We start from the raw sequence: 22,174 nt of genomic DNA, 5'->3' as shown, positions 1-22,174 counted from the left end.
AGTCGCATTATAGGGAGAGTTGAAAATGAGTCAACGCATTTTCTAAAGTTTTTGTTTGTTCGTCGTAAAATTAAACAAAACGATCGTGAAACCGTCAGTGGAGCCTGATTTCTAAACAAAAACGGCGAAGCGCAGCCTTTCCCGGGTAACAACATTGAGGAATCCCCGCACGGTGATAGAATATTGCCCATTCGTTTTTTCCCAGGATTTGCCGGTCGTCGGCATCTTTATAACGTAAGGCCTTTTCATGAAAATCAAAACTCGCTTCGCGCCGAGCCCGACAGGCTATCTGCACGTCGGTGGTGCTCGTACCGCTCTCTATTCCTGGCTTTTTGCGCGCAACCACGGTGGTCAGTTCGTATTGCGTATTGAAGACACCGATCTGGAGCGCTCCACGCCAGAGGCTATCGAAGCCATTATGGATGGGATGAACTGGCTTAACCTGGAGTGGGATGAAGGCCCGTATTTCCAGACCAAACGTTTTGATCGCTATAACGCCGTTATTGATAAGATGCTGGAAGCGGGTACCGCATATAAGTGCTACTGCTCTAAAGAGCGTCTGGAGCAGCTTCGTGAAGAACAGATGGCGAAAGGGGAGAAGCCGCGCTATGACGGTCGCTGCCGCCACAGCCATGAACACCATGCCGACGACGAGCCGTGCGTGGTGCGTTTTGCCAACCCGCAAGAGGGATCGGTGATCTTTGACGATCAGATCCGCGGCCCGATTGAGTTCAGCAATCAGGAACTGGACGATCTGATCATTCGCCGTACCGACGGTTCACCGACCTACAATTTCTGCGTAGTCGTGGACGACTGGGATATGGAGATCACGCACGTGATCCGTGGCGAAGACCATATCAATAACACGCCACGCCAGATCAACATCCTCAAAGCGCTGAACGCGCCGGTGCCGGTCTATGCGCACGTCTCCATGATCAACGGCGACGACGGTAAAAAACTCTCCAAACGCCACGGCGCGGTAAGCGTGATGCAATACCGTGACGACGGTTATCTGCCGGAAGCGCTGCTGAACTACCTGGTGCGTCTGGGCTGGTCCAGCGGCGACCAGGAGATCTTCACCCGTGAAGAGATGATTAAACTGTTCTCTCTGAACGCGGTCAGCAAATCCGCCAGCGCCTTTAACACCGATAAGCTGCTGTGGCTGAACCATCACTATATTAATACGCTGGCGCCAGAGTATGTGGCGACCCACCTGCAGTGGCACATTGAGCAGGCGAACATTGATACCCGCAATGGCCCGCAACTGGCGGATCTGGTGAAACTGCTGGGCGAGCGCTGCAAGACGCTGAAAGAGATGGCACAAAGCTGCCGCTACTTCTATGAAGAGTTCGACGAGTTTGACGCCGACGCGGCGAAGAAACACCTGCGTCCGGTCGCCCGTCAGCCTCTGGAAGTGGTGCGCGACAAGCTGGCCGCCATTACCGACTGGACGGCAGAAAATGTCCACCACGCCATTCAGGCCACGGCTGACGAACTGGAAGTGGGTATGGGCAAAGTGGGTATGCCGCTGCGCGTTGCGGTGACGGGGGCAGGTCAGTCGCCAGCCCTGGATGTTACCGTCCACGCGATCGGCAAATCCCGCAGCATCGCACGTATTGAAAAGGCGCTGGCATATATTGCCGCGCGTGAAAGCCAGCAGTAACAGAACGCTTATGGCAAACGGCAGGTTATCCTGCCGTTTTTTTATGCCTGCGTCTCCCTGATGCCAAGCCGGGTCAGGAAACCGAGGATGCCTTCGCGCGCTAACAGGATGGCAAGATGCTCCTGTTCCGCGGGCGTCATTTTTTCCAGCACATCGGTTATCTGGTGCAGCACCGCCGGTGCTCGCTCCTCCCCATAGCTCGCAGGCGCTTCTGCCAGCTGGTAGATGGCCTGACGGTTGCGTACCGCCGGAAGGCTCATAATATAATCCCGCACGCGGGCATCAACGTGGATAAGACGCGCTCTGCCACCTTTAACGCCATTTACGCGCTCTGTTTTCCACCCTTGCTGGCGTATCCAGCGGTTAACCGTCTGTCTGGCCACCTTAAGGCTATCGGCCAGCTCCTCCGTGGTCATCTTGCTCCGTAATCTTTTCATATCAGTCGTGGTTGCGTATCCCTAGTCGTTGCAATAATCCGGTGATCCCGTCCCGCAGTAACAGCGAGGTAAGCTGTTTTTGCTCTTCCTGCGTCATCTCATTTGCCAGCGTCTGCAATAGCGTGTACAGGTTGCTCTCGCCGGGGCTGTTTGCCGTAAGCTCAGGTGAGGCCGGCTCCCGGCAGGCGCTGCGAATAAACTCCCGTACCTGGTCGTTTACATGAACCAGCCGCGCCTTTCCGCCCTGCACGCCGGGACGGGGTGATGTTACCCAGCCCTCTTTGCGTACCCATTTATTAATAGTCTGACGGCTGTAACCGGTGAGTTGGGCCAGCTCCTCCGGTGTCATACGTTCCTTGATCATGCCATTTCCTGAGTGATTACAGGGTTATTAATTATTTATCTTATAGCACCGATTTAGCCGAAAACGTGACAGGCTTAACTCCTGACTGCGAGCCGCTACGCAAAGTGGTTCATTTGCCTGAATTTTCAGCGGTTGATTCATGGATGCTGATTTTGCCGTTGACACTGCGCAGCGGAATTCATATTATGCCGCCCGTCAACACGACAGCTTTACGTTGGGGCTATAGCTCAGCTGGGAGAGCGCTTGCATGGCATGCAAGAGGTCAGCGGTTCGATCCCGCTTAGCTCCACCAAATTCTTATCCAGGAGAGTTTGGAACGTAAACGCCACGTGGGGCTATAGCTCAGCTGGGAGAGCGCTTGCATGGCATGCAAGAGGTCAGCGGTTCGATCCCGCTTAGCTCCACCAAAATTTGAACCCTCGCGAAAGCGGGGGTTTTTTCATTTCTCTGTAAAATATTCAGACTTGGTATGTTATCAGTCTGCTTTTTTCTTAAACCTTACCTTAAGCAAAATCATTAACTTCTTTTCTTGTCTGAACGGAACTTGCCTCGCTCAAATAATAAACTTATTATCCGTACGGTAAATAAAATATCGGGATGGTTTTTTTGTTATATGTAATGAATAGTCAACGTTGGAATAATGTAAAAATATTTATCATTGCTTTCATGCTTTGTCTGATCGCAGTGCCTTTTTCTCGTTATATTTCTCCCCGGGCCGTTGTGGATGGTGTCGAAGTCTATTTGGCCTGGCTTCCTCTGAGCGTTGTTCTGGCGGTGATACTGCTGTTTGGCCGTCGCGCGATTGCGCCAGTAATCATAAGTTTTATCATCATCAATGAAGTGCAGCTAAAGCTGACGCTACTGGACAGCATAGTGCTGTTGAGCTGCCAGCTTCTGGCCCTCTTTGTCGCCTGCGGCGTGTTACGCTGGCAAATCGGTCGACGATGGCGGCATAGCGTGCCGAACCGGTTTATTGGCATGCGCATATTCTGGCTCTGCTTTGCTACGCCGGTTGGCATAAAATTGATGATGTATCTGGCCGGTTATTTTTTTGATATTCCTGTTGCGCTTTCCAGCTATTTTGGTGAGGGCAGCGTTATTTATAACGTCATTGATATTCAGAGCCTGATTTGCGCAGGCATCATATTTACGATGATGTTTTACTACCCCTTCAGAATGATGGTTAATCCGCGCTACGCCAGAAGCTTCTGGCGGCGGAGTCTTAAACCCTATTTTATCCGGCCAAATTTATTATTTGTATTAAGCTGGCTAACGCTTCTGGGAATGGTGCTGGCGATTCTCTGTCTGCCCTACGAATCATCGCTGATCGCCGGCTATTTAATGCCGCTTATTTTCATTGTGTTCACGGCGGGGATTGGCCGGTTAAGCTATCCGCTAGTCTCCCTCACCTGGGCGGCGTCTGCCTTTACGCTGCTGGCCTATAACCGAAACTTCCTGGCGGGAGTGCAGAACGGCTACACGCTCTCTTTTGTCCTCTCAGTACTGATCTCATTTACGCTCTGCCTGCTGGTCATGTCCCGCCTCTATCTGCGCAGCGAATGGTTAGCGCAACGGTGGCAGCAACGGGCACTAACCGACCCGCTAACCGGGCTCGCTAATCTGCGCGCGCTTGAGGTCTTTTTACAGCGTCATCCCGAGGCCCGGGTCTGCTGCCTGCGGATGGGGAACCTCGAGTTTCTCAGCCGTCACTACGGTATGCTGATGCGGGTCTATTGCAAACGCGCCGTCACGGTGTCGGTTCAGCCGCTGCTGCAGCCGAAAGAGCAGTTTTTCCAGCTGCCCGGTAGCGAGCTGGTGCTGGTATTGCTCGGCCCACAGACAGCCAGACGATTGCAGAATATCCTGGACTGCCTGAACAGCCGCAAAATTTACTGGAATAAGACCGCGCTGGACGTAGAGTTTGGCGCCGCCTGGAGTGAGCCTGGCAACTATAGCGGGGAGTGTCTGCATCAGACGTTGGGGCAGCTTAGCTGGCTGTCGGAACAATCCTGCGCCAGCCACCAGGTGCTGGCCCTGACCAACAGCATTGAGAGGGTCTCAGGGCAAACCACCGAGCGCGTGCTGATGCTCAGCCGTATCAAACGGGCGTTGCAGGAGGAGGGGATTCGCCTTTACGCCCAGCCGATAGTCAACGCGCGTGGCGAGGGGTATCACGAGATCCTCTCCCGTCTGGAGAGCGACGGAGAGTTACTCACCCCGGACCGCTTTATACCGCTGATTGCGGAGTTTAACCTCAGCTATAACTTCGATTTGGCGGTGGTGGAAAAGCTGCTGCAATGGCTGCGTGACCATCCTGCTACACAGACATATGCGCGTTTCTCGGTAAACCTGATGCCGCTCACCCTGATGCACCAGGAGGTCGCCGCTGAAGTGGTGGGGCTGTTTGAGCGCTACGCCATCGCCCCGCAGACGGTCATCATCGAAATTACCGAAGAGCAGGCTTTCTCCAGTTCAGAAACGAGTATCCGTAATATTCAGCAGCTTCGTGCAGCAGGTTTTCGCATTGCCATTGATGATTTTGGTAGCGGTTATGCGAACTATGAGCGCCTGAAACGGCTGGAAGCGGACATCGTTAAGATAGACGGGTGCTTCGTGAAGGATATCTGTACCGACAGCATGGATGCCATGATCGTTAAATCCATCTGTAATCTGGCAAAAACCAAATCGCTTTGCGTGGTGGCTGAATTTGTTGAAACCGCAGAGCAGCGGCAGTTGTTGCTTGATGTGGGGGTAGACTATCTGCAGGGCTATCTTACCGGCAGGCCGCGGCCGCTTGAGGAGCTGCAGGCATAAAAAAGCGGGGGCATATGCCCCCGCTTTTTTAGGCGATTACAGCACCAGTGCGGCGATAGAAGCCGACAGCACGCTTACGAGCGTAGAGCCATAAACCAGTTTCAGACCGAAACGGGAGACCACGTTGCCTTGCTCTTCGTTCAGCCCTTTAATCGCACCGGCGATAATACCGATGGAGGAGAAGTTAGCGAAGGAGACGAGGAATACGGAGATGATGCCTTCCGCGCGCGGAGAGAGCGTGCCGGCAATCTTCTGCAGATCCATCATGGCCACAAACTCATTCGACACCAGTTTAGTTGCCATGATACTGCCCACCTGCAGCGCTTCGTGCGCCGGCACACCCATCACCCAGGCGACCGGATAGAAGATGTAGCCCAGGATCCCCTGGAAGGAGATACCCAGTACGGCGGCGAAGAGGGCGTTCAGCGCGGAGATCAGGGCGATAAAGCCGATCAGCATGGCGGCAACGATAATCGCCACTTTAAAGCCTGCCAGAATATACTCACCCAGCATTTCAAAGAAGCTCTGACCTTCGTGCAGATTCGCCATCTGCAGGTTCTCTTCGCCCTGTTCAACGCGGTACGGGTTAATCAGGGAGAGCACGATAAAGGTACTGAACATGTTCAGCACCAGCGCGGCCACCACATATTTCGGCTCCAGCATGGTCATATAGGCGCCGACGATAGACATCGAAACGGTAGACATCGCGGTTGCCGCCATGGTGTACATGCGGTTGCGGGACATTTTACCGAGAATGTCTTTATAGGCGATAAAGTTCTCAGACTGGCCGAGGATCAGGGAGCTGACGGCGTTAAACGATTCCAGCTTGCCCATGCCGTTCACTTTAGACAGAACGGTACCAATGGCACGGATCACAATCGGCAGTACGCGAATATGCTGCAAAATACCGATCAGCGCAGAGATAAAGACGATTGGGCAAAGCACCTTCAGGAAGAAGAAGGCCAGTCCTTCGTCGTTCATCTTACCAAAGACGAAGTTCGTCCCTTCGTTCGCAAATCCGAGCAGTTTTTCGAACATTTCGGAAAAGCCCTTTACGAAACCCAGGCCGACGTTGGAATTGAGGAAGAACCAGGCGAGCAAGACTTCGATAACGAGCAGCTGGATAACATAGCGAATACGAATTTTTTTGCGGTCATGGCTGACCAGCAATGCAAGTGCAGTAACGACAACAAGTGCGAGGACAAAATGAAGGACGCGGTCCATATTTGCTCCAAATATGAGGCAGATTTAATTTTCGTGCACATTCTATGAAACAAGCATAAAGAAAACGAGATCAAAGACACACTATAGTTACGTCCTGTGACGAGTCTCAAAAATAGTGATCAACCATGCATTTTTGTTATGTTACGTAAATGAGTGAAAAGTTAGTCGCTTGTGCTAATCTTTTAGTAATAGCAGGGTCTTCGCCACCGGCGATACTGACCTTATGTTCCCGCCTCATCTATCGTTATTTGCTATCAGAGAAATCATTACAAACTTTACAAATGAACTTGATAATCATTCTCATTTTGATAGCATTAAACATAGCAAAGGCTATATTTAGAGGCAGTGATGACGAACAGTCGCGTAGAGAGTAGCAGCGGTCGAGCCGCACGCAAGCTGCGGTTTGCATTAATGGGACCTGCGTTCATTGCGGCGATTGGTTACATCGATCCCGGCAATTTTGCGACTAACATCCAGGCCGGCGCCAGCTTTGGCTACAAGCTGTTGTGGGTTGTGGTCTGGGCTAACCTGATGGCCATGCTGATTCAGGTGCTTTCTGCCAAGCTGGGTATCGCGACCGGCAAAAACCTGGCGGAACAGATCCGCGATCGTTACCCGCGTCCGCTGGTCTGGTTCTACTGGGTGCAGGCGGAAATTATCGCCATGGCGACGGACCTGGCGGAGTTTATCGGGGCGGCGATCGGTTTTAAGCTGATCCTCGGCGTTTCACTCCTGCAGGGCGCGGTGCTGACCGGTATCGCCACGTTTTTAATTCTGATGCTGCAACGGCGCGGGCAAAAGCCGCTGGAGAAGGTGATTGGCGGCCTGCTGCTTTTCGTGGCGGCGGCCTATATTGTTGAGCTTATCTTTTCACGGCCCGATTTTGTCCAGCTCGGGAAAGGGATGATTATCCCCAGCCTGCCTACTTCCGACGCAGTATTTCTTGCCGCAGGGGTGCTGGGCGCCACCATTATGCCGCACGTAATCTATTTACATTCCTCCCTGACGCAGCAGTCGCAGGGCGGTTCGCGACAGGAGCGGTATTCAGCAACTAAATGGGACGTGGCGTTCGCTATGACCATCGCCGGGTTTGTTAATCTGGCGATGATGGCCACCGCCGCAGCCGCCTTCCACTTTAACGGCCATACCGGCGTTGCCAAACTTGACGAGGCCTATCTGACGCTGGAGCCTCTGCTGAGCCATGCGGCGGCGACCACGTTTGGTCTGAGCCTGGTCGCCGCAGGCCTCTCCTCAACCGTGGTGGGTACGCTGGCCGGCCAGGTGGTGATGCAGGGCTTTGTCCATTTTAATATTCCCCTCTGGCTGCGCCGCACGGTGACGATGCTGCCTTCGTTTATCGTCATCCTGATGGGGCTTGACCCCACGCGTATTCTGGTGATGAGTCAGGTATTGCTGAGCTTCGGAATTGCGCTGGCGCTGGTGCCGCTGCTGATGTTCACCAGCAACATAGCGCTAATGGGCGAACTGGTGAATACCACGCTTGTCAGACGCGCAGGGTGGATTATCGTGCTGCTGGTGGGAGGGCTGAATCTCTGGCTGCTGGCAGGGATGGCGCTGAATATGACGGCGTAAAAAAAGGAGCCTGCTGGCTCCTTTATCAGTTAGTGGCGATGTCCGCCATGTCCGTGGCCGTGACCACGACCTTTACCTGGTTTTCCCCAGCCGCGATGGTCGTCACGATCGCGCCAGCCTTCACGATAGCCGCGCTCATAAGCGTTATGTTTGTCCCAGCCGCGATGTCGGCCATTATCATGGTGGCGCCAGTGGTTGCCACGCCATTCATAGTGTCGGTGCCAGTAATCACGGTCGCGCCAGTAGCCGCCGTCCCAGTACCGCCCATAATCGTCGCGATCGCCAATTTGCAACTTCACCGAGGGCAACAGGGTGATTTCGCCTGCATTGGCGATTAGAGGCGCTGTTGCCATTAGCACAGCGGCCAGAATCAGTGACCTGAACATGTTCTCTCCTTCACGATCGGAGCCGTAAACGGCCTGTTAACGCAATATTACGAGGTGGTAAATCCCCATATCATCGCCTCAACTCCTAATTTACGAAGGAGAGCACTTTTTGCTAAAGCGGTTGCGCAAGGATCGTTTCGATGGTTTCCAGTTCCTGTGGAGTAAAGTGCTGATTCGCCAGCATGCCGACAGCATCGTCAATCTGGGCCGTTTTACTGGCGCCAATCAGCACGGAGGTTACTGCGTCGTGGCGCAATATCCAGGCCAGCGCCATCTGGGAGAGTTTCTGCCCGCGGCTTTCCGCCAGCGCGTTCAGCTGGCGTACCTGCGACAGCTTCTCGGCAGTGATCTGCTCCGGATTAAGGAAGCGGCTGGCGCTGGCTGCCCGCGAGTTCGGCGGGATGCCGTGCAGATAGCGATCGGTCAGCTGACCGCCCGCCAGCGGGGAGAAGGGGATGCATCCCACCCCGTTTTCCCGCAACGCGTCCAGTAACCCTTCTTCAGGCGCACGTTCAAACATGGAGTATTTCGGCTGGTGGATAAGGCACGGCGTGCCTAAGTCGTTGAGGATCCTGAACGCTTCCCGCGCCATTTCCGCCGGGTAATTGGAAAGACCGATATACAGCGCTTTCCCCTGACGCACCACATGGTCTAGCGCTTTCATCGTTTCCTGCAGCGGCGTCTGCGGATCCGGGCGGTGATGATAGAAAATATCCACATATTCCAGCCCCATACGCTTCAGGCTCTGATCGAGGCTGGCAATCAGGTACTTACGCGAGCCCCAGTCGCCGTATGGCCCCTCCCACATGGTGTAGCCCGCTTTGGTGGAGATAATCAGCTCATCCCGGTAGGGCAGGAAATCCTCCGCCAGAATCCGGCCAAAATTACGCTCGGCGGAGCCCGGGGGCGGACCATAATTATTGGCAAGATCGAAGTGAGTTATCCCGCATTCGAACGCGCGCTGTAAAAGTTGACGGCTGTTTTCAAGAAGCGTGGTATCGCCGAAGTTATGCCACAGTCCCAGAGAAATGGCGGGAAGCTTAAGACCGCTCTCTCCGCAACGGCGATAGTGCATTGACTGATAACGTGTTTTCTGTGCCTGAAAAACCATCCTCTTCTCCCCGGATGTCGTTGGTCGCTATCCATGTATACGTTTACACAACGCCTTTGAAAAGCGGATTTTTCGAACTCTTTGCGTAAACCCTTCTTTCCGCAGCTTTCTTTTGGCTATTTCTGGAAAGGTTTCGCGCTTATCTGATACTCAGGAAAAAAGGCCAATGTCGTAAGGACACCTGTTATGCAAACCCCCTACTGCGTCGCTGATTATCTGCTGGATCGCCTTTCTCACTGTGGTGTTGAACATCTGTTTGGCGTCCCCGGTGACTACAACCTGCAATTTCTCGATCATGTGATCGACAGCCCTGAGATCCGCTGGGTGGGCTGCGCAAACGAGCTCAACGCCTCCTATGCCGCCGATGGCTATGCCCGCTGTAAAGGCTTTGCCGCGCTACTCACCACCTTCGGGGTGGGGGAGTTAAGCGCCATAAACGGCATCGCCGGGAGCTTTGCGGAGTATGTTCCCGTCCTGCATATTGTTGGCGCACCCGCGAGTACCGCCCAGAAAAAGGGAGAGCTGCTGCACCATACGTTAGGAGATGGAGAGTTTCGTCATTTTTACACCATGAGCGAGCCGGTTACGGCGGCGCAGGCGATCCTCACCGAGCAAAACGCCTGCTGTGAAATCGATCGTGTCCTCTCGGTAATGCTGCGCGAACAACGTCCCGGTTACCTGATGCTGCCCGCCGATGTCGCCAAAAAACCCGCCATTCCGCCACAGAGTCCTCTTACCACAGCTCATCCGACGGCTGATGAAGCCTGCCTGAACGCCTTTCGCGACGCGGCGGCCTCGAGGCTGGCGGCAAGCAAACGGACGGCGCTACTGGCTGATTTTCTGGCCCTGCGCTACGGGCTGCAGGAGCCGCTGCGCCAGTGGATGCGCGAGACGCCGATGACCCACGCTACGATGCTGATGGGTAAAGGGCTGTTTGACGAACGCCAGCCCGGTTTTTATGGCACCTATAGCGGCGCGGCAAGCGCGGGGGCGGTAAAAGAGGCGATTGAAGGGGCGGATACGGTGCTCTGCATCGGCACGCGCTTCACCGATACCTTAACTGCCGGTTTCACCCATACGCTGACCCAGGAGCAGATCATTGACGTTCAGCCCTTTGCGGCCCGCGTTGGCGATCGCTGGTTTACCGGCATCCCCATGGCGCAGGCGGTCGCGATTCTTGCTGAACTGACGCAGGCGCAGGGGGGGCGTCTGCCGGCGCGGGCTGACAACGCCCTGCAGGCTTATCCGCAGGGCGCGCTGACCCAGGAGACATTCTGGAAAACGCTACAAACCTTTATTCGTCCCGGCGATATTATCCTGGCCGATCAGGGCACCTCCGCGTTTGGGGCGATCGATCTGCGCCTGCCCGCTGACGTCAATTTTATTGTCCAGCCAATATGGGGGTCGATTGGCTATACGCTGGCGGCCTCATATGGCGTGCAAACCGCCTGCCCGGACCGGCGGACAATCGTCCTGACGGGGGATGGCGCGGCGCAGCTGACGATCCAGGAGATGGGATCGATGCTGCGCGACAATCAGCGCCCCATTATTCTGGTGCTCAACAATGAGGGGTATACGGTTGAACGGGCGATCCACGGGCCGACGCAGCGCTATAACGATATTGCCCTGTGGAACTGGACGCAGGTGCCAAAAGCGCTGAGCCTGGAGAGTCAGGCAGAGTGCTGGCGGGTCAGCGAAGCGGGGCAGCTCGCCGAAGTGCTGGAGAGAGCCGCTCACCGTGACAGACTGTCGTTAATAGAGGTGATGTTGCCCAAAGAGGATGTTCCTCCTCTGCTGAGCGCCATCACCCGAGCGCTGGAAGCGCGAAATAACGCCTGATTGACTACCGCTTCGCCATTAGCATGGGTTTGCCCGCCAGCAGGAGCCAGGCGGGCAACATGACAATGCAGAGCAGCGGCAGCAGGGTGGTATCTGGTACCACCACTGCGGCCATAAAGAGGCTTAACCAGGCATCCCGGGTCACCACCAGCACCAGCCCCAGAATCGAGCAGGAAATCGTGATCGCCGCCGGGACAGCATCGACATGCTGGTGCAGCATCAGACCCAGCGCCACGCCGACAAAGACCGCCGGAAAAATCCGCCCGCCACGAAAGCCGCACGCCGCCGCCACGACAATAGCCGCCAGCTTAACCACCGCAAACAGCAGATAGTCCTGTGCGCTAAAAATCTGGCTGAAGGCCATCTGCTGCATCTCGTCCAGCCCTTTGAAGAGCGTTATCGGGCCGCCGATAGTTCCCAGAATGCCAAGCAGAAATCCTCCGATGCCGAGCACCAGCACCGGGTGTTTAAGCTGGTGCATCAAAGTATGCATTTTCGGCAGGGCCCAGACGGCAATCATCCCTAGCGCAATGGCAATCGCCGCGACGATCGCCCCGCTAAAGATATCGGTAAGCTGCATCTGTCCGTAGTGGGGGATGGGCAGGGAGAAGCGGGGTTGAAAAAAGAGTCCGGTGGTCAGCGCCCCGGCGGCGGCGGCCATTAGCGGCGCAAAAAGGCGATCCCAGAGCGGCACATCCTTATTACTCTGTAGCGTCTGGGAGAAGATAAGCGCGGCGGCAACCGGCGTACCAAAGAGCGCGCCGATAGTTCCGGCGGATGCGAGGATGGTCCAGTCCAGCGCTCCCACCCGGGGGAACGCGCGCGAGCCCAGAAAGACCGCCAGAGCAATATTAACGGCCATAATAGGATGTTCCGGGCCAAGGCTCACGCCGCCCGCCAGCCCGAGGATCAGCGCAATCAGCAGTCCCGGCAGCGCGGCGGGGGGGATTGGAGCGCCAATCAGCGGCTCCTGTGCTGGATCGGGGCCGGCGTGCCCTGGGCTGAAACGGATGACCAGCCCTACGGCTATACCGGTCAGGGTCAGCAGCAGGATAATCCAGCCCGGCGAGGCGGCATCGATACCGAGCCGCATCGGCAGGGCGGTCCAGAGTAACGTTTGCAGCACCGAGGCGACTTTCATAACGACGATCAATACCAGACTGGAGGCCACGCCAATAATCAGCGCTGGCAACGCCAGCAGCAGCATGGTTCTGGCTCGCGGATGGAGCATGATGATTTCCTTGTACAAAACTGTGGTCAATACTTTGCACATTCAGCCTGAAGGTAATAGTGCAAAAGGTGCTGAAACGGTAAAGTTCTTTTGTGACGAAGATCGATAATCCTGGAGCATGCGCATACAGGTCGTTGTCGTTATCAGGCCGTGAATTTACAGTGTCCTAAAGAATTATTCTGACTTTAGCGGAGCAGTAGAAGAATGACAAAATATGCTTTAGTAGGGGATGTCGGCGGCACCAACGCCCGCCTGGCTCTCTGCGATATCAACACCGGTGAGATTAGCCGGGCGAAAACCTACTCCGGGCTGGACTATCCAAGCCTGGAGGCGGTGGTTCGCGTCTATCTGGAGGAGCATGAGGTGAGCGTCGAGGATGGCTGCATCGCCATCGCCTGCCCGATCACCGGCGACTGGGTGGCGATGACCAACCACACCTGGGCGTTCTCCATTGCAGAGATGAAAAAGAATCTGGGCTTCGCGCATCTTGAAATTATCAATGATTTCACCGCTGTATCAATGGCTATCCCGATGCTGAAGGCGGACGAGCTGATTCAGTTTGGCGGTGCGCAGCCGGTGGAGGGGAAACCGATCGCCGTTTATGGCGCGGGTACCGGCCTTGGCGTGGCGCACCTGGTTCACGTCGACAGACGATGGGTCAGCCTGCCGGGTGAGGGCGGACATGTGGACTTTGCGCCGAACAGCGAAGAAGAGGGGATTATCCTGCACGAGCTGCGCGCCGAGCTGGGGCATGTCTCCGCCGAGCGTGTGCTCTCCGGCCCGGGGCTGGTGAACCTCTATCGCGCCATTGTTAAGTCAGACGGTCGTCTGCCGGACAATCTTCAGCCGAAGGATATTACCGAACGTGCCCTGGCGGATAGCTGCACCGACTGCCGTCGCGCGCTGTCGTTGTTTTGCGTCCTGATGGGGCGGTTCGGCGGTAACCTGGCGCTGACGCTTGGTACCTTTGGCGGGGTATATATCGCAGGCGGCATCGTGCCGCGCTTCCTGGAGTTTTTCAAAGCGTCAGGTTTTCGTGGCGGCTTTGAGGATAAAGGGCGCTTTAAAGCCTACGTCCAGGACATTCCGGTCTATCTGATCGTCCATGATAACCCCGGCCTGCTGGGTTCCGGGGCGCACCTGCGTCAGACGCTGGGGCAAATCCTCTGAAAGCATAGCCCTCTCTTCAGGAGAGGGCTACAGATGCATCAGCTGCCTGAACTCCTTCACCTTGCTTCGGCTGACCGGCACCTGGAAGTCGAGATCTTTAAGCCGCAGAATATAGGTATTGTTAAACCAGGGCTCGATCTCGCGGATCTTGTTCAGGTTAACGCAAAACGAGCGATGGCAGCGAAAGAAGTGCGACGCGGGCAGTTTGCTGCAAAACTCGGTGATGTTCATCGGCATGACGTAGGACTCTCGTCGCGTATAGACGAACGTCATCTTCTCGTGCGCCTCCGCATAGTAGATGTCATCCATCGGCGTCACGATAATCCGCTCATCCTTGATCAGATTGAGAGTGTCATTTTCGCGAGGCGAGGTGGGGGCAGCGCCCGGCTGCGGGCTGTTCTGCTGCTGCCATGCCAGCTCCAGCTTCTGCAGCATGCTGACAATACGCGACTCCTGCCAAGGTTTTAAAATATAGTCGAACGCTTCCAGCTCGAAGGCTTCCACCGCATGCTCTTTCCAGGCGGTAACGAACACGATAAATGGCTTATGGGCAAACTGATTAATGTTTTGCGCCAGCAGTACGCCGTCGAGCGACGGGATATTAATATCCAGAAAAATGGCGTCGACCCGGTTGTGCTGAAGAAATTTCAGCACGTCCAGTCCATCCTCAAACGTGCCCACTATCTCCATCTGGCTGTGTGTTTTAATCAGCCACGACAGCTCCTGCTGAGCCAGGAACTCATCTTCCACGATGATGACTTTCATAGTTTACTCCAGAGTCAGGGCAGTAAAAGGGGCTGCGCGGGGCCGGGCAGCCGGGCGTGGGGAAGATAAAAAGCGATCTCCGTTCCCGGATCCAGGCGGCGTATATGCAGCCCTTCACCATACAGCAGCTTGACACGATGATGGACGTTCAGCAGGCCAATTTTATTACCCGGCATCTCATTTGCCTCCACGCGGGCAATCACCGCCGGATCGATACCATGGCCGGTATCCCGCACCGCCACGCGCACCCGGTTGCCGTACTCCTCCACGCTGATGGTTACAACCCCTTTCCCTTTGCAGGGCTGAATGCCGTGGACGATCGCGTTTTCCACCAGCGGCTGGATCAGCAGGCTGGGGATGACGCAGTTCACCTCTTCATCAATATCGTAGATAACCGTCAGCTTATCGCCAAAACGCGCCTGCTCAATGGCGATGTAATCCTTGATCTGATACAGCTCTTTTTTGATGTCGATCTGCTCGTCATCCTTCAGCTCAATGTTGTAGCGCAGATAGCGCGACAGGTTAAAAATCAGCTGGCGGGCGGTGTCCGGATTCAGGCGAATCGAGGAAGAGATAGCGTTGAGGGCGTTAAAGAGGAAATGGGGATTGATCTTGCTTTGCAGCGCGCGCAGTTCAGCCTTATTAGCCATCTCCCGAAGCTGCTCCGCACGCGATACCTCCAGCTGGGTGGAGATAATTTGCGACAGCCCCACCGCCATCTCCTGCAGCGAAGAGGTGATCTGGTGCGCATGGCAGTAGTAAATTTTGAGCGTGCCGGTCACCACCCCTTTTTCCCGCAAGGGGATCACCAGCATGGAGTGAATTTCGGGCGTGCGGTGCGCCTCATCATTATTTTTTATAATGATGGTGCCAGTGTTGATCGCCTGGCGGGTGGTGGGGCTGATGGCGTCATCATTGTTGCGATAGTTCGCTTCGCCCACCCCCACGTAGGCGAGGACGCGCTCGATATTGGTAATCGCGACCGCATCAGCGTTGATATCGCGGCAGATGATATTGCACACCTGGCGCAGCGACTCGGCGTTGACGTGGCGAAATAGCGGCAGCGTTTTGTTGGCAATATCAAGCGCCAGCTTGGCCTGACGCGCCGCGCTGGCCTCTCTTTCCCCTTCGACGCTCTGTACCAGCAGCACGATAAAGCCGATACAGACGCTGCCCAGGATCATCGGAATACCAATTTTAGAGACGATATCCAGCCCGAGCGCCGTTGTGGGAGCCATGAGGATCACCAGCGTCATGGTCATGGTTTCGCAGATCATTCCCGCGAGAATGCCCACCCGCCAGTGCTGCGCTTTAGGCACTTTGCGGTTAATCCAGCCGGAAAAAAGTCCGGCGATAATACAGGTGATAAAACAGGGAGCCGCCGTCACGCCGCCGATATCAATCAGATAACGATGCGTACCGGCAATCACGCCGGTGATAATACCGACCCACGGACCGAATAAAATACCGCCCGACATAACGGAGATAATGCGGACGTTAACCAGCGAGCCCTCTACCGGCACGCCGGACCAGGTGCTGAATAAGGCAAGCAGGGAAAAAACGGCGGTAACAGCCAGCAACTCCTTCGGTGAATGGGCGGATTTATGAAGCAGTTCCCGGACAAGCCGAATGCGGATAAGAAAGAAGAGGCAGATAAGCATCAGCGCCGCGCGATCGAATACCGCCAGCAGCATGTTAAAAATTTCGTGCACGGTTAAACCTGGGAAAGCGTGAAAAACGTATGATAAAAAATCGTATCAGTAATGACCAGACATCAGCGCAATTAATCAAAAACCGGAAAGCCCCTTTCATTCAAAGGGGATTAACGGGCGAATGCCTCAGCAGGCGGCACGCGGTCACATTCATTTTATTAATGTTATTCTCTTGATATCATGCGGTTAACGAAACGGCTGCCATAATCCAATATCGAGTAACAGGCTTCCCCTTTTCTCATTCTTTCGCTTCCCATTTTGCGGGAAAATTATTTTTTGGTTGCCCTCTCGACAGCGGGAAATTTTTCAGGCTATTTTCTAAGCACGCCACAAACGTGGCGGCGTCGCTCGGACGGTCCGGGCGCTCACGTTAAACCGAGGAATCTATGGCTGCTTCTGAACGCCGCTTTACGCGTATCGATCGTCTCCCCCCCTATGTCTTTAACATCACGGCTGAACTGAAAATGGCTGCGCGCCGGCGCGGCGAAGACATTATCGATTTCAGCATGGGGAATCCCGACGGCCCTACGCCGCCGCATATCGTGGAAAAACTTTGCACCGTCGCCCAGCGCCCGGATACGCATGGCTACTCGACCTCGCGCGGGATCCCGCGTCTGCGTCGTGCCATCTCCCGCTGGTATCAGGATCGCTATCAGGTGGATATCGACCCCGAAAGCGAGGCTATCGTAACCATCGGCTCCAAAGAGGGACTGGCACACCTGATGCTGGCGACGCTGGATCATGGCGATACGGTACTGGTGCCTAATCCGAGCTACCCGATTCATATCTACGGGGCGGTCATTGCCGGGGCGCAGGTCCGCTCCGTGCCGCTGGTGGAGGGTGTCGATTTTTTCAACGAACTGGAGCGCGCGATTCGCGAAAGTTACCCTAAGCCGAAGATGATGATCCTCGGTTTCCCCTCCAACCCGACCGCTCAGTGCGTGGAACTGGAATTTTTCGAGAAAGTGGTGGCGCTGGCGAAGCGTTATGACGTGCTGGTGGTTCACGATCTTGCCTATGCCGATATCGTGTATGACGGCTGGAAAGCGCCCTCCATCATGCAGGTGCCAGGCGCGCGCGACGTGGCGGTGGAATTTTTTACCCTCTCTAAAAGCTATAACATGGCAGGCTGGCGCATCGGCTTTATGGTCGGTAACAAAACGCTGGTGAACGCCCTGGCGCGTATCAAAAGCTATCATGACTACGGCACCTTTACGCCGCTGCAGGTGGCGGCTATCGCCGCGCTGGAAGGCGATCAGCAGTGTGTTCATGATATTGCCGCGCAGTATAAACGCCGTCGCGATGTGCTGGTCAAAGGGCTACATGAAGCAGGCTGGATGGTTGAGATCCCGAAAGCCTCCATGTACGTCTGGGCCAAAATACCTGAGCCCTATGCGGCGATGGGGTCGCTGGAGTTTGCCAAAAAACTGCTCCAGGACGCTAAGGTCTGCGTCTCCCCGGGGATCGGCTTTGGGGATTACGGAGATACCCATGTACGGTTTGCGTTAATCGAAAACAGCGACCGTATCCGCCAGGCGGTGAGGGGGATCAAAGCGATGTTCCGCGCCGATGGTCTGCTGGCTGCGGGGCCTAAGAATCTTACCGAACAGGTATAAAAAAGCAGGAGCCAATGGCTCCTGCTTTTTTTACTGTATTCTCTTCGCTCAGATCATCAGGGCAAAGGTTCCGGCCCAGACTAAGAAGATGACCGAGATGCCCATAAAAAAATATTTCACGTTTCGTCGCTCCACGCGTCTCAGGACACGCATTTAAAAACAGAGTCCAACTGAGTATAGAGAGCGGAAGTCAGGCGCAAACGTAAATAAGAATTATCCCGCCGTAGTGCTGACGCCCGCTCAGAATTCTGTGCTTTCCCTTAGCCAGACGGCGCTAATGTACGCTTTAATTTAGCCCGTAGCAAGCGTGATTTTTACCTTTAATATCCAGTACTTACACGTGTCGTGGAACGGCGACAGTTTAATTTCGGACGGTAATAATAATAGACTCAGCGACGCCTGAATCGCCTGTTTTTTTACCGTACCCTTCGCGTTTTGGAGGGGCGTTTAATACCCACCCCACGAGATTATACATAGAGGGAGGCTTCGCCCTGCGGGCGCGTTTTAAAGCGGCGGTGCACCCAGAGATACTGCTCCGGCGCGCGCATAATTTCGCTTTCAATCACCTTGTTAATAAAGGCGGCAGCTTCACACTCATCCTGCGGGTAGTTCGCCATTTCCGGGGCGATGTGCAGGCGGTAACCGCTGCCGTCCGCTTTGCGGATCATGGTGACAGTTAACATCGAGGCGCCTGAGAGACGGGAGATCACAAAGGTACCGTTGGTGGTGCAGACATCCTTCACCGCAAAGAAGGGGGCGAAGCTGCTGCCTTTGCGACCATAGTCCTGATCGGGAGCAAACCAGACCGCTTCCCCTTTTTTCAAGGCGCCGACCATGCCCCGCAGATTATTACGGCTGATCATCGCCTTGTTTGAACGCATACGTCCGCGGGTTTGCACCCACTCCATCAGGGCGCTGTTGTGGGGGCGATAGGTCGCCATCATTGGCTGGCAAAGCCCCATGACGCGCCCGCCGAGCTCGAGCGACATAAAATGGACGCCAACCACCATCACGCCGCGATTGTTTGCCTGAGCACGCTGCAGGTTATGTAACCCGTCGACGTCAAACCATTTACGTACCCGTTGATCGGGCCAGAACCATGCCATGCCGGTTTCGAGTAATCCCATACCGAGGGATTTAAAATTTTCTGAAATCAGTTTTTCACGCTGGCTGTCGTTGTAGTGGGGAAAACAGAGTTCAATATTTTTACGGGCGATAGATTCGCGACGCTTCAGAAAAGGGCGGGATGCGCTGCCAAGGAAAGAACCGAGCAGTTGCAGCACCGGATAGGGGAGTTGTATTAACAACCACAGCAACCCCAGGCCAAACCATGTCAGCCAGTGACGCGGTTGTAAAAACGCGCGTTCAAATTTGCATTGGGACAAAATAGAAACCTTTTTTTGAGTCTTTATAGTAACGCAAAATGCGATACGACGTGCCGGTTTGGACCGTACTTCAAGGTTATGGTTGCAGGGTTTACTGAAGTTTACAGGATAGCCTGGCCATTGCTGACATCGGGTGGGCGGCGTAATGTAACACCGTTATACAGGATACGCTATGAGAGCTTTTTGATTAAAAAAGCGACAGTTTTAAGGCGGTTGATTTTAAAGGATTCTTTTTAATTATTACCAGAACGTTAAACGGTTTATGAAAATCAGAAGGGGGAAATAAACTATAAAGAACAGGGGTTTTTCAGCCCCAACCTGGTCGATTTCCGAATTTTGCATCTTTTTTTTCATCTGGCGCAGGAACAAGGCGTCTCCTGTAGAGTAATTTTGAGAGAAGTCCCATCCGCGTTGTGCAAGAAGAGGGGCTCATCAGGATAAAATCGTCCCCTGAAAACATTGCCTTTATGCTTCTCAATCCCCGTTACAGATTACCCTGATTTGCCTTTTATTTTCTCATTGCACCAGCGCAAGTAATATTTATTTGCCGCGTTCTGTCGGTGATAAATTAAGGATTTCCTCAAAATTAATGCCCGTTGCAGCGTTACGCAGATTTGCGGCACAATGCATCGTTATATTCCAGCGAGCGTGACGGGATAAATATTCACAGATAAAGCAGAGCAGTTTAATGTATTTATAAAGTGAATGGTTCTGTCAAAATATTTATACCCCCTCGCTTTACTGAGCGCCTGCTCTTTTTGAACAGGCGACTAAATACGGCCCGGTTTTATACACCCGGTTACAGCAACGGGTAGTCTTTGCCGGATAGTAAACAGATAACTGATTCAGGTTACCATGTCTGCCAAAATGCAATTTATGAAAAAATTACGCTCCTGCAGGCCCGCTCCGCCGGTGTCTGGAAGTAAAAGCGAGAAGGATATAGCGGCTTTTTGTGAAAGCATGAGCCTGCTTCAGGAAAAAACTGAGGGGTGGCTTGAGGGAACGGGAATCGAAACAGAAACATTTTCTGCTACCGTCACGGATCTGCTGGTCGATCGCAAGACCTTTAACGTGCCGGCTTTCCGCCTGCGCTTTCATGATAAAACGTTAACCTTTCTGCCCGTCTATCTCTATGGCCAGGGTGCGACGGGCTGTGTGGAGGTGAGCGGTGCGCAGAGCCCGGCTCCTTTATGCCGTTTATTTATGCGCGCAGGCCATCACAGAGCGTGGACCTGTAGCCGGGCAGGTACTGAGGCGGATGCGGTGCGCCTGTTTGATGAAGAGGCCTTCTTTGACATCGCTGGAATGCTACTGCCGTAACGGCATGGTTAATCGCTGAGATTCTTCCATGCATCGTCCCGCTCTCCGGAACGTTATAAAGCGCAGCACAGGGATTTTTATCCTGCTGGCGGCGGGCAGATTATGCCGGGCGAGAATATCTGACTGGGATGCAGGTAATAATGTTGCCTGCGCAAAACGGTTAGCTTTCGCTTTATTCTGTCGGCAGCAGAAGAGGGGATAAAGCGCCAGGATCCTGGCGCTCCATTGACTTAGCGAATAACGTTGCCGTGGCGAACGCAATGACCATCATTGCAGTTCACCGCATCCACCGTCGCTGCCCGGCGGTTACGTGCATGCGCGGTTACCGCAGCGGCTGCTACCGGGTGATCTGAGTTTGCCACCACTGCTGCGCGTTCTACGGGATGAAAGACGACACCGGCGAAAGCAGAGCAAGGGGCGATTAATGCCAAAGCGATGATGATTTTCTTCATTTTACTTCTCCGTAGATTTTGTATTGCCTGCTTCAGGCTTCAGTTAATGTTCTGGGGAGGAGTCCCTCATTTCCCGGTAGCCCTGAAATGACGAAGCCCGACTCTCTCCTGAAGTGCTAACGGCGTGAGGGTACTGTAAAGGGACGCGCGACGTTGTGTTTATGGGTGCTATTTACGGAAAACGCAGGTCAGTTTGGTCTTATGGCAGCCTGCTGTCGGCCGGTTTATAGATAAGGAGTGGCAGTGTTTAATCGAATCGATCGGTTTTTAATCTATCCCCCAGATGTTGCTCTGAAGGGCGTTACCCGATACAGCCTTGAGTTTCTCTGGTTTGGTATCAAAGAGCTGCGCGCCTGCCTCTTTGCCGGGCTCTTTTTTATAGCGATCTTCTCTGTTCCCCGGAGCGGATTAGGCGGGATCGCGCGCTACGATATCCTGCTGATCGTGGCCCTTGTCATCCAGTTCGTCATGGTGGCAACGAAGCTGGAAAGCCGGGATGAACTGAAGGCCATAACGTTGTTTCACATCCTGGGATTTGGGCTGGAGCTTTTTAAAACTTCTTCTGCGATTGGCTCCTGGCATTACCCCGAGGAGGGGTGGAGTAAAATCGGCGGAGTACCCCTGTTCAGTGGTTTTATGTATGCGGCTGTGGGCAGTTATATCGTCCAGTGCTGGCGCCTTTTTGATCTAAAAATCCGCCATCATCCGCCGGTTTCAATGGCGGTACTTCTCGCTTTAGCGCTATATGCTAACTTTTTCACTCATCATTATGTGGGTGACTATCGCTGGTACATTGCAGCCGTTGCGTTTGGGATGTATGCACGTTCAACGGTGATATTTACCCCTTACGATCGCCCGTACCGGATGCCCCTGCTGCTGGCATTTATCCTGATTGGATTTTTTATCTGGCTGGCTGAAAATCTGGGAACGTTATTTGGCGTCTGGCAATATCCCAATCAGATTGGCGCCTGGGCAACGGTGCATGTCGGAAAGTGGGGAGCATGGTCGTTGCTGGTAATGATGACCTTCACCATTACGTTGTTTCTAAAAGATATTAAGAAACGCATACATATTGCGCAGTAGATACCGGTA

The 22,174-nt window shown here is 54.2% G+C and carries 19 protein-coding genes and 2 tRNA genes; 10 read left to right on the top strand and 11 right to left on the bottom strand.

Translation table 11 applies throughout. The features are described from left to right. Positions 1-247: 247 nt before the first annotated feature. Positions 248-1,663: a glutamate--tRNA ligase gene (gene gltX, locus BN3796_RS18915; protein WP_061709893.1), complete on the top strand. Its 1,416-nt coding sequence runs from the start codon at positions 248-250 to the stop codon at positions 1,661-1,663. 41 nt (positions 1,664-1,704) lie between these two features. Here the strand turns inward: gltX and BN3796_RS18910 are convergent, their stop codons facing one another. Further along, positions 1,705-2,100 carry a YfeC-like transcriptional regulator gene (locus BN3796_RS18910; RefSeq protein WP_061709892.1) on the bottom strand — a complete coding sequence of 132 codons (396 nt, stop codon included), beginning with the start codon at positions 2,098-2,100 and terminating at the stop codon, positions 1,705-1,707. Between the two features lies 1 nt (position 2,101). Then, positions 2,102-2,464: a YfeC-like transcriptional regulator gene (locus BN3796_RS18905; protein ID WP_061709891.1), complete on the bottom strand. Its 363-nt coding sequence runs from the start codon at positions 2,462-2,464 to the stop codon at positions 2,102-2,104. A 216-nt stretch (positions 2,465-2,680) separates the two neighbouring features. Here BN3796_RS18905 and BN3796_RS18900 point away from each other — a divergent pair. The 3 genes from BN3796_RS18900 to BN3796_RS18890 all read left to right on the top strand — a co-directional run bounded on the left by BN3796_RS18900 (position 2,681) and on the right by BN3796_RS18890 (position 5,278). Continuing rightward, positions 2,681-2,756, top strand: a tRNA-Ala gene (locus tag BN3796_RS18900). Between the two features lie 39 nt (positions 2,757-2,795). Beyond that, positions 2,796-2,871: transfer RNA gene (locus tag BN3796_RS18895), tRNA-Ala, on the top strand. Positions 2,872-3,082: 211 nt separating this feature from the next. Then, complete coding sequence (locus BN3796_RS18890) at positions 3,083-5,278, top strand: sensor domain-containing phosphodiesterase (RefSeq protein WP_061709890.1); 2,196 nt, start codon at positions 3,083-3,085, stop codon at positions 5,276-5,278. 36 nt (positions 5,279-5,314) lie between these two features. Here the strand turns inward: BN3796_RS18890 and BN3796_RS18885 are convergent, their stop codons facing one another. Further along, positions 5,315-6,502 carry a NupC/NupG family nucleoside CNT transporter gene (locus BN3796_RS18885; protein ID WP_061709889.1) on the bottom strand — a complete coding sequence of 396 codons (1,188 nt, stop codon included), beginning with the start codon at positions 6,500-6,502 and terminating at the stop codon, positions 5,315-5,317. 348 nt (positions 6,503-6,850) lie between these two features. On the opposite strand from BN3796_RS18885, the gene BN3796_RS18880 reads away from it, so the two are divergent. Continuing rightward, positions 6,851-8,095, top strand: coding sequence for an Nramp family divalent metal transporter (locus BN3796_RS18880; protein ID WP_061709888.1), 1,245 nt, complete (start codon positions 6,851-6,853; stop codon positions 8,093-8,095). Positions 8,096-8,124: 29 nt separating this feature from the next. Here the strand turns inward: BN3796_RS18880 and BN3796_RS18875 are convergent, their stop codons facing one another. Together BN3796_RS18875 and BN3796_RS18870 are read right to left on the bottom strand one after the other, a co-directional pair. After that, positions 8,125-8,481, bottom strand: coding sequence for a DUF2502 domain-containing protein (locus tag BN3796_RS18875; protein ID WP_061709887.1), 357 nt, complete (start codon positions 8,479-8,481; stop codon positions 8,125-8,127). Positions 8,482-8,593: 112 nt separating this feature from the next. Further along, complete coding sequence (locus BN3796_RS18870) at positions 8,594-9,592, bottom strand: aldo/keto reductase (RefSeq protein ID WP_061709886.1); 999 nt, start codon at positions 9,590-9,592, stop codon at positions 8,594-8,596. A 186-nt stretch (positions 9,593-9,778) separates the two neighbouring features. On the opposite strand from BN3796_RS18870, the gene ipdC reads away from it, so the two are divergent. Continuing rightward, a complete protein-coding gene (gene ipdC / locus BN3796_RS18865) occupies positions 9,779-11,431 on the top strand; it encodes an indolepyruvate decarboxylase (protein WP_061709885.1) in 1,653 nt (550 codons plus the stop codon). A 4-nt stretch (positions 11,432-11,435) separates the two neighbouring features. Here ipdC and BN3796_RS18860 read toward each other — a convergent pair whose 3' ends face one another. Further along, a complete protein-coding gene (locus tag BN3796_RS18860; protein WP_061709884.1) occupies positions 11,436-12,662 on the bottom strand; it encodes an ion channel protein in 1,227 nt (408 codons plus the stop codon). A 204-nt stretch (positions 12,663-12,866) separates the two neighbouring features. On the opposite strand from BN3796_RS18860, the gene glk reads away from it, so the two are divergent. Beyond that, positions 12,867-13,832, top strand: coding sequence for a glucokinase (gene glk / locus BN3796_RS18855; protein ID WP_061709883.1), 966 nt, complete (start codon positions 12,867-12,869; stop codon positions 13,830-13,832). Positions 13,833-13,859: 27 nt separating this feature from the next. On the opposite strand, the gene BN3796_RS18850 is transcribed toward glk, so the two are convergent. Both BN3796_RS18850 and BN3796_RS18845 read right to left on the bottom strand, forming a co-directional pair. Further along, complete coding sequence (locus BN3796_RS18850) at positions 13,860-14,597, bottom strand: LytR/AlgR family response regulator transcription factor (RefSeq protein WP_061709882.1); 738 nt, start codon at positions 14,595-14,597, stop codon at positions 13,860-13,862. Between the two features lie 14 nt (positions 14,598-14,611). Beyond that, positions 14,612-16,309 (bottom strand): sensor histidine kinase, encoded by a 1,698-nt coding sequence (locus BN3796_RS18845; protein WP_061709881.1) that lies wholly within the window; start codon positions 16,307-16,309, stop codon positions 14,612-14,614. A gap of 386 nt (positions 16,310-16,695) precedes the next feature. Here BN3796_RS18845 and alaC point away from each other — a divergent pair, with 386 nt between their 5' ends. Next, entirely contained in the window at positions 16,696-17,925 is a 1,230-nt protein-coding gene (gene alaC, locus BN3796_RS18840) for an alanine transaminase (protein WP_061709880.1), read from the top strand. Between the two features lie 48 nt (positions 17,926-17,973). Here alaC and ypdK read toward each other — a convergent pair whose 3' ends face one another. Both ypdK and lpxP read right to left on the bottom strand, forming a co-directional pair. Next, the gene (ypdK, locus tag BN3796_RS21220; protein WP_202906448.1) at positions 17,974-18,078 is read right to left on the bottom strand and encodes a membrane protein YpdK; all 105 of its coding nucleotides are present in this window, start codon (positions 18,076-18,078) and stop codon (positions 17,974-17,976) included. 314 nt (positions 18,079-18,392) lie between these two features. Further along, entirely contained in the window at positions 18,393-19,313 is a 921-nt protein-coding gene (gene lpxP / locus BN3796_RS18835) for a kdo(2)-lipid IV(A) palmitoleoyltransferase (protein ID WP_187374047.1), read from the bottom strand. An 852-nt stretch (positions 19,314-20,165) separates the two neighbouring features. Between lpxP and BN3796_RS18830 the strand changes: the two genes are divergently transcribed. Then, positions 20,166-20,630: a hypothetical protein gene (locus tag BN3796_RS18830; protein WP_073885280.1), complete on the top strand. Its 465-nt coding sequence runs from the start codon at positions 20,166-20,168 to the stop codon at positions 20,628-20,630. Between the two features lie 230 nt (positions 20,631-20,860). Here BN3796_RS18830 and BN3796_RS20805 read toward each other — a convergent pair whose 3' ends face one another. Then, positions 20,861-21,082, bottom strand: a complete 222-nt coding sequence (locus tag BN3796_RS20805; RefSeq protein WP_148381821.1) for a hypothetical protein — start codon at positions 21,080-21,082, stop codon at positions 20,861-20,863. A 243-nt stretch (positions 21,083-21,325) separates the two neighbouring features. Here BN3796_RS20805 and BN3796_RS18825 point away from each other — a divergent pair, with 243 nt between their 5' ends. After that, positions 21,326-22,165 carry a DUF817 domain-containing protein gene (locus BN3796_RS18825; protein WP_061709877.1) on the top strand — a complete coding sequence of 280 codons (840 nt, stop codon included), beginning with the start codon at positions 21,326-21,328 and terminating at the stop codon, positions 22,163-22,165. Positions 22,166-22,174: the final 9 nt, after the last annotated feature.

Source organism: Pseudenterobacter timonensis, assembly GCF_900021175.1.
Classification (GTDB): domain Bacteria; phylum Pseudomonadota; class Gammaproteobacteria; order Enterobacterales; family Enterobacteriaceae; genus Enterobacter; species Enterobacter timonensis.
Note: the sequence above shows the minus strand (reverse complement) of the source record. Positions and strands in the feature narration are given on the sequence as shown.